Source organism: Mesorhizobium sp. M2C.T.Ca.TU.002.02.1.1, assembly GCF_003997225.1.
In genome coordinates, this window is the sequence record NZ_RZTO01000289.1 from 1 (window position 1) to 6,895 (window position 6,895).

At 65.2% G+C, this 6,895-nt stretch carries 8 protein-coding genes; 7 read left to right on the plus strand and 1 reads right to left on the minus strand.

The features are described 5' to 3' along the window. Positions 1 to 1,084, plus strand: a 1,084-nt coding sequence (locus EOD07_RS16800) for a GGDEF domain-containing protein (protein ID WP_164772296.1), incomplete at its 5' end; no start/stop codon positions are given. On the opposite strand, the gene EOD07_RS16805 is transcribed toward EOD07_RS16800, so the two are convergent. Continuing rightward, positions 1,068 to 1,424: a hypothetical protein gene (locus tag EOD07_RS16805; RefSeq protein ID WP_127236266.1), complete on the minus strand. Its 357-nt coding sequence runs from the start codon at positions 1,422 to 1,424 to the stop codon at positions 1,068 to 1,070. The two genes, EOD07_RS16800 and EOD07_RS16805, sit on opposite strands and share 17 nt — an antisense overlap. A 340-nt stretch (positions 1,425 to 1,764) precedes the next feature. Here EOD07_RS16805 and EOD07_RS16810 point away from each other — a divergent pair, with 340 nt between their 5' ends. From EOD07_RS16810 to EOD07_RS16835, 6 genes are all read left to right on the plus strand, one after another. Next, complete coding sequence (locus EOD07_RS16810; protein ID WP_245470184.1) at positions 1,765 to 2,280, plus strand: hypothetical protein; 516 nt, start codon at positions 1,765 to 1,767, stop codon at positions 2,278 to 2,280. Between the two features lie 441 nt (positions 2,281 to 2,721). Then, the gene (gene sdhC, locus EOD07_RS16815; RefSeq protein WP_127236267.1) at positions 2,722 to 3,144 is read left to right on the plus strand and encodes a succinate dehydrogenase, cytochrome b556 subunit; all 423 of its coding nucleotides are present in this window, start codon (positions 2,722 to 2,724) and stop codon (positions 3,142 to 3,144) included. Beyond that, a complete protein-coding gene (gene sdhD / locus EOD07_RS16820) occupies positions 3,144 to 3,539 on the plus strand; it encodes a succinate dehydrogenase, hydrophobic membrane anchor protein (RefSeq protein ID WP_073985207.1) in 396 nt (131 codons plus the stop codon). The genes sdhC and sdhD overlap by 1 nt, the downstream gene beginning before the upstream one ends. A 4-nt stretch (positions 3,540 to 3,543) precedes the next feature. Next, positions 3,544 to 5,379, plus strand: coding sequence for a succinate dehydrogenase flavoprotein subunit (sdhA, locus tag EOD07_RS16825; RefSeq protein ID WP_127236268.1), 1,836 nt, complete (start codon positions 3,544 to 3,546; stop codon positions 5,377 to 5,379). Positions 5,380 to 5,381: 2 nt separating this feature from the next. Further along, positions 5,382 to 5,816, plus strand: a complete 435-nt coding sequence (locus EOD07_RS16830; protein WP_127236269.1) for a DUF3052 family protein — start codon at positions 5,382 to 5,384, stop codon at positions 5,814 to 5,816. Next, positions 5,816 to 6,595, plus strand: coding sequence for a succinate dehydrogenase iron-sulfur subunit (locus tag EOD07_RS16835; protein ID WP_073985204.1), 780 nt, complete (start codon positions 5,816 to 5,818; stop codon positions 6,593 to 6,595). Before EOD07_RS16830 ends, EOD07_RS16835 begins: the two co-directional genes overlap by 1 nt. Positions 6,596 to 6,895 lie beyond the last annotated feature (300 nt).

A 6,895-nucleotide genomic window follows, 5' to 3' on the forward strand; every position in this document is an offset into this window, starting at 1 on the left:
CAGCTACCTGCTCGGCATGGCCTATTTCGCCATCGAGTTCAGCATTCCCGCTTTCGCGGACGCCCGGCTGCCGGTCGTCGCCGCCTTTGCCGTGCTCTTCGGCGCAACCGTCGCCTTCAACGGCGGGCCCGCCCATAAATACGACGTGCGGCCGCCCTGGGCGCCGATGCTGTGCTTCCTCGTTGTCGCCTCGGTCGCCGTCTATCTGGTGCAGGACCTGCCGCGTCAGTCGCTGACGCGCATGATGGCCTACCAGCTTCCTTACGCTACCATGCAATTCGCCGCGCTCGGCATCGTGCTGTCCTCCCGGCAAAGGCTCGCGCGGCTCGACCATGTGCTTGCGCTGGTGCTCGGCGCCAGCGCCGTGCAGTTCGCCTCCAAGCCGCTCATCGCCGGCGCGCTGGGCGGGTGGGGCGCAAATCCGCAGGCCTATGTGCGGACGGCTTACGCGCTTGTGTCGCAATCGCTCGGCACCGTGTTCGGGCTGGCGCTGGCGTTGCTTGCGCTTGCCGTCCTGGTGCGTGACGCGCTCAACGAGGCGACCTCGAAATCGGAAACCGACGCTTTGTCGCGGCTCTTCAACCGCCGCGGCTTCGAGCGCCATGCGGACCTTGCGATGCGGGACGCCGTTCGGCGCGGCGTGCCGGTGGCGCTGGTGATCGCCGATCTCGACTATTTCAAGCGCATCAACGACAGCTACGGCCATGCCTGCGGCGACCGCGTGATCGAGACCTTCGCCGGCTTCCTGCGCGAGGCCGCCGCCGAGCACCATGTCGCCGGCCGTATCGGCGGCGAGGAGTTCGCCATCATCCTGCCGGGCACCAATCTTGCGGCGGCGCGGCTGTTTGCCGAGGGCGCGCGCAACGCCTTTGGCGCCTTGCCGATCGAGGGCCTGCCGGCCGATCATCGCTGCAGCGCAAGCTTCGGCGTGGCCGAGCTCGCCGCCGACGAGGGTTTCGCGGATCTTTTGCGGCGCGCCGACGCCGCGCTCTACGAAGCCAAGAATGCCGGCCGCGACTGCGTGCGCGTCTCAGGCGCGCTGCGGCGGCGCCAAACGCCGACAATCTTCAACGGCAAGGGCTGAGATTGGGCATCTCGCGGTCGGAAAGTCCGTACATATAGGAGCGGCCCTTGACCAGCACCGGCGGCTGGTAGCAGCCGGGCGCGCCGGCCTCGTCCGCATCGTCATAGACGACATCCGGCTGACCGGCGCTGGTGTATTCGGAAAGTTTCTTCGCGAGCTTGCCCTCGCCGACGATGATGCGCTTGTAGCCGGCGGCGCTGTCGATGACGAGATTGCCGAAGGAATCGGCATAGACGCGGTCATGGTGGCGCAAGCCGGCTTCGGCCGGCGCGGCGATCGCCGTCACCAGCCCCGCCAGCGCGGCGGCGGCAACCCTTGCCCGCACTGAATTCGAACGCATGTCGCTCTCCCTTGATGACGCGACCGATCGCGCCTGGATTCCGGTCCGAATCGGAAATTAACTCTTTCTTAACCTTTGTTAAGAGGCGGGAGGCTTTCGGCGCCGGTTCTTAAGGAACATGGTTAATTTTCGGGGGCTCGCCTCCCAGGCGGCGGCGCAGTGCGAAGCCGGGCTGACTCAAGGGGCGACTTGATCTTGCGGCGCCGCGTGGCTACAGCGGTCCACCGTTTCACGGAAAGGCAAACGCCTATCTCTTTGTTTCGACGCAATTCCGGACGGAAGGCCACGGCGAAGGCGCGCCCAACCCAACCGTTCACACTTTTCCTGGAATTGCTGTAGCGTGCCGCGCACGAAAGGGCAGCGCATGAGCTTTGGCCACACGGTTCGGATGTCGATCACCATCCCGCTGCTTCTCGCGGCCGCGGCCTGCGTGCCGCAGGACGGCGCGCCGAAGGCGGCGAATGCCGCGCCGCCCGCCGCCTCGCCCGCTCCGGCCTCGCCGTCCGCGGCACCCGGGGCGCCGCCGGCAGCCGCAACGCCCCCGGTACCTGCAACGGCCCCGGCGCCTGCAGCTCCTGCGCCCGCGACCAAGATCGTCACCGACCTTACCGTGCCGCGATCCGGCATCGGCACAGCCACCTATAGATGCGGCAATGGCGGCATGATCACCATCCAGAATCTCGGCTCGTCGCTGCGCGTGGTCCGCCAGGATGGCACGACCGAGGAATTCGCGGCCTCGCCCGCCAACCAGAGCAGCCGCTACCAGGAAGCGGCGACGCATGACGCAATCGTGATCGATGGACGCGAAGCGCTGGTGATGAAGAGGGGTTCCACCCCGCAGACCTGCAGAAGGTAGCGGGTGTGCGGAGATTGAGGTGAGGCCGGCCCGCAAACAGCAGCCTCCTGCGCTTCCGGCCTTCGCCGGCCGAAGCCCTCATGCGTGTCTCCACCTTATGAAGGGCTACGGCCGGCGTAGGCCGGTTCCCCGAAACTGTCTTGTTTGGTCGCTTCGCGCCCGTCTTCGACTTGGCCTGACCTGAATCTCCGCACGCCCGGCGCTCGCCTTTGCAGATGGAATGGCGCACAGCGGCGAACGCCGCGCCGGCTTCGAAACAGCCGCTAATCGATTGAAGCGCGCGGCCGCCAATTTGTCAGACTAAATGATGTTTCCAAAACGATTTTCCGGCTTTGACGCGGTGCAAAAAGCGCATTAGAAACCGGCTGTCCAGGGCCATATATGAACATGGCAATCGCCGCATTCCCATCGCGGCTTCCAGGACGCCGAACTGGGGGAGCCATGAGCAAATCACCAGCCACCCGCGCAGTCGCCAGACGTGAACGGCCGCTTTCGCCGCATCTGACGATCTACCGGCCGCCGATCACGATGACGATGTCGATCATCCATCGTATCACCGGCGGCGCGCTTTATTTCGGGACGCTGCTGGTGGCGGCGTGGCTGATCGCCGCCGCGAGCTCGCAGGCCGCCTTCGATTGGGTCGACTGGGCGTTCGGCTCTTGGCTCGGCCGGCTGGTTCTCTTCGGTTATACCTGGGCGCTGATGCACCACATGCTGGGTGGGCTGCGCCACCTCGTCTGGGACACCGGCGCGGGACTGGAAAAACACACCGCGTCGAAGATCGCCTGGGCGACGCTCGCCGGTTCGATCGTGCTCACGCTGTTGATCTGGATCGCCGGCTACATGGCGCGGGGAGCTATCTGATGAGCGCGAACAACACCGACATGCGCACGCCGCTCGGCAAGGTGCGCGGCCTGGGCTCGGCCCGCGAGGGCACGCAGCATTTCTGGCGCCAGCGGCTGACGGCGATCGCCAACATCCCGCTGCTGTTGTTCTTCGTCGGCTTCCTGATTGCGGTCAACGGCCACGGCTACACGGAAGTGCGGGCTTCGCTCGCCAACCCCTTCGTGGCGTTGGTGCTGGCGCTGGTGCTCATCTCCGGCCTCTACCACATGCGGCTCGGCATGCAGGTCATCATCGAGGACTATGTGCATGGCGAAGGCATGAAGCTGGCGCTGATCGCCCTCAACACCTTCTTTGCAGTCGCAGTCGGCGTCGCTTCGCTGTTTGCCCTGCTCAAACTCGCATTCGGAGGCTGACGTCTTGGCCAACGCAAACACAGCCAGCACGGCTTCCGCCTACACTTTTGTCGATCACAAATTCGATGTGGTGATCGTCGGCGCCGGCGGCGCCGGCCTGCGCGCCACGCTCGGCATGGCCGAGCAGGGCTTGCGCACCGCCTGCATCACCAAGGTATTCCCGACGCGCTCGCACACGGTTGCCGCGCAAGGCGGCATCGCCGCCTCGCTCGCCAATATGGGCCCAGACAACTGGCAGTGGCATCTCTTCGACACCGTCAAGGGCTCGGACTGGCTGGGCGATATCGACGCGCAGGAATATATGGTGCGCGAGGCGCCCGCGGCGGTCTACGAGCTCGAGCATTACGGCGTGCCGTTCTCGCGCACCGAAGAGGGCAAGATCTACCAGCGGCCCTTCGGCGGCATGATGATGAATTTCGGCGAAGGCCCGCCGGTGCAGCGCACCTGCGCGGCCGCCGACCGCACCGGCCATGCCATGCTGCACACGCTCTACGGCCAGTCGCTGAGGAACAACGCGCAGTTCTTCATCGAGTATTTCGCGCTCGACCTGATCATGGAGCCGGACGGCACCTGCACCGGCGTCGTTGCCTGGAACCTCGACGACGGCACGATCCACCGTTTCTCGGCCAAGATGGTGGTGCTGGCGACCGGCGGCTACGGCCGCGCCTATTTCTCCGCCACGTCGGCGCATACCTGCACCGGCGACGGCGGCGGCATGGCAGCCAGAGCCGGGCTCGCGCTGCAGGACATGGAGTTCGTGCAGTTCCACCCGACCGGCATCTACGGCGCCGGCTGCCTGATCACCGAAGGCGCGCGTGGCGAGGGCGGCTATCTCGTCAATTCCGAGGGCGAGCGCTTCATGGAGCGCTATGCGCCGTCCGCCAAGGACCTTGCCTCGCGCGACGTGGTCTCGCGCTGCATGACGATCGAGATCCGCGAGGGCCGCGGCGTCGGCCCGAAGAAGGATCACATCTTCCTGCATCTCGACCATCTCGACCCGGCGGTGCTGCATGAAAGGCTGCCGGGCATTTCGGAATCGGCGAAGATCTTCGCCGGTGTCGACCTGACGAAGGAGCCAATCCCGGTGCTGCCGACGGTGCACTACAATATGGGCGGTGTGCCGACCAATTACTGGGGCGAAGTGCTCAACCCGACGGCCGAGAGTCCGGACCAGGTGTCGCCAGGTCTGATGGCTGTCGGCGAGGCCGCCTGCGCCTCCGTGCACGGCGCCAACCGGCTGGGCTCGAACTCGCTGATCGACCTGGTGGTGTTCGGCCGCGCGGCGGCGCTGCGCGCCGGCAAGGTGATCGACCGCAACTCGCCTATCCCTTCGCCCAACGCGGCTTCGGTCGAAAAGATCATGGATCGCTTCGACCGGCTGCGCCACGCCAACGGCTCGGCGCCGACGGCCGTAGTGCGCGAAAAGATGCAGAAGGCGATGCAGGAGGACGCGGCGGTGTTCCGCACCCAGGAATCGCTGGACAATGGCTGCAAGCGCGTTTCGGCGATCTGGGGCGAGCTCAAGGACCTCAAGGTGTCCGACCGCTCGATGATCTGGAATTCCGATCTCGTCGAGACGCTGGAACTGGAGAATTTGATGGCCAACGCCATCACCACGGTCCACGGCGCCGCCGCGCGCAAGGAGAGCCGTGGCGCGCATGCGCGCGAAGACTTCTCGGCGCGCGACGACGCCAACTGGCGCAAGCACACGCTTGCCCATGTCAGCGAGGACGGCAAGGTGACGCTCACCTACCGGCCGGTGCACACCGAGACGATGCTGGCGGAAAAGGACGGCGGCATCAATCCGGCCAAGATCGCGCCGAAGGCGAGGGTCTACTGACTATGGCATTGGCGGCCGCGGGATATTCCGGCACGCCCCTTCCGGCCAAGCTCGGCCTGAAGGACGGCATGGTCGCCGCTTTCATCGCGCTGCCGCTGGAACTCGACGATCTGGCCGAAGCGGTGTCCTTCGCCAAGGTCGACCGGCTGCCGAAGTGGTCAGCGATCTCGGGCAGCCGCAAATACGATGCCGTGCACGCCTTCACCCGGCAGCGCGCCGAGATCGAGGATGGCTTGGCCCACATCGAGACGGCAATCAAGCGCGACGGCATGGTCTGGGTCTCCTGGCCGAAGAAGGCCTCGAAGGTCGCCACCGACGTCACCGAGGACGTGATCCGGTCGGAGGCGCTGAAGCGCGACCTGGTCGACGTCAAGGTCGCCGCCGTCAACGAAATCTGGTCCGGGCTGAAGCTCGTCATCCGAAAGGACCGCAGGTAATGGTCGAACTCACGCTTCCCAAGAATTCGCAGATCAAGCAGGGCAAGACCTGGCCGAAGCCGGAGGGCGCCACGAACCTGCGCGAATACCGCATCTACCGCTGGTCGCCGGACGACGACGAAAATCCGCGCATGGACACCTATTTCGTCGACATGGACGATTGCGGGCCGATGGTTCTCGACGCGCTCCTGTGGATCAAGAACAAGATCGATCCGACGCTGACGCTGCGTCGCTCCTGCCGCGAAGGCATTTGCGGCTCCTGCGCCATGAACATCGACGGCTCGAACACGCTGGCCTGCACCAAGGGCGCCGACGACATTTCCGGCGCGGTGAAGGTCTACCCGCTGCCGCATATGCCGGTGATCAAGGACCTTGTGCCCGATCTCACCAATTTCTACGCCCAGCACGCCTCGATCGAGCCGTGGCTGAAGACGGTCTCGCCGATGCCCGCCAAGGAGTGGCTGCAGAGCCATGAGGACCGCGAGAAGCTCGACGGGCTCTACGAGTGCATCCTGTGCGCCTGCTGCTCGACGTCCTGCCCGAGCTACTGGTGGAACGGCGACCGCTATCTCGGCCCGGCCACGTTGCTGCAGGCCTATCGCTGGCTGATCGACAGCCGCGACGAGGCGACGGGCGAGCGGCTCGACAATCTCGAAGACCCGTTCCGGCTCTATCGCTGCCACACCATCATGAACTGCGCGCAGACCTGCCCGAAGGGGTTGAACCCGGCCAAGGCGATCGCGGAAATCAAGAAGATGATGGTGGAGAGAAGGGTCTGAGACGAAGAGGGTTGCGACGCCAACTACAAGGTCGCGTTCCTTCGCACCTCCCTCTGTCCTGCCGGACATCTTCCCCGCAAAAGGGGGGAGATTGGCCGTCACCTCGGCTTTCGCTAATCTTCAGTGTTGCAACAATGGGCGAGCGGCGCTGAAGCTGCCATCCCCCCCCTTGCGGGCAGGGGAATCGCATATGGCTTTTTAGGACTTGAAGTTGGCCTGAGAAGGGATTCTTTGGGCAGGCAGTCGAATGAAGGAGAGACTGCCATTTCCAGCCTTGAGAGCTATTTTGGCGCGCTGCCT